Raw genomic sequence first — 693 nt, 5'->3', positions numbered from 1 at the left:
ACCAGTTCGTTGACCGGGACGACATCACTGACGACGACATCGAGTTTTGTGGTGCCGGTGCTCATGGGAAGGCCTCCTCGATTGGAGGAATCTCCGAGCGATCCTCGGCGTTGATGCAGACGCCCTGGAAAGCCGCCAGCCGCCTGGAATAGTGATCGCGCACAAGAAGCAGCAGGCCGCAATGCGAACAGGTGGCGGGCTGCGTCGTCACGTTCTCGGTGATGCCCTTGCAGTGCACGCACTGCATCCGCCTCGCCAGCGAGCCGCGATGCTCCGTCTGCATGGACGTGTGGTCGATGCCGGCTTCGAGCGCCACCTGCATGGCCTGGCCGATCAACCCTTCGGTGCCGGCGAGGTAGACACGCAGGCCCATATGCGCATTGCTCAACGTCTGTTTCAGTCGTGGCACCAGGCTGGCAAAGGACGGCGCTTGATGGACCTGCGCCGGCTTCAGCGCTTCGAGGGCGGCGACATGTTTGCCGTCGGGGCCCGGAATGAATACGATTTCGGCGCCGTCGAAAAACCCGGTCGGCGCTCGTGCGGCCATGTCTGAAATAGCGAGCGCACCTTCGGCATCGGCGATGAACAGATGATGCTTGCCGGGCTGCGGAGAGAGCGTTCCGTAGACCGGCCGGCTGATAATGCTTTTGGCTGCCATTTAAGTCTTCGTGCCTCGAACCCCTCGCTGTTGAT

At 62.0% G+C, this 693-nt stretch carries 1 protein-coding gene; it reads right to left on the bottom strand.

All coding sequences use genetic code 11. The features are described 5' to 3' along the window. Positions 1-61: 61 nt before the first annotated feature. Positions 62-658 carry a dimethylamine monooxygenase subunit DmmA family protein gene (locus tag ACWTU8_RS31760; RefSeq protein ID WP_455851245.1) on the bottom strand — a complete coding sequence of 199 codons (597 nt, stop codon included), beginning with the start codon at positions 656-658 and terminating at the stop codon, positions 62-64. Positions 659-693: the final 35 nt, after the last annotated feature.

The sequence above is a fragment of the Mesorhizobium sp. BHbdii genome (assembly GCF_053848045.1).
The sequence above is the reverse complement of the archived record's forward strand: the minus strand, read 5'-3'. Positions and strand labels throughout refer to the sequence as shown.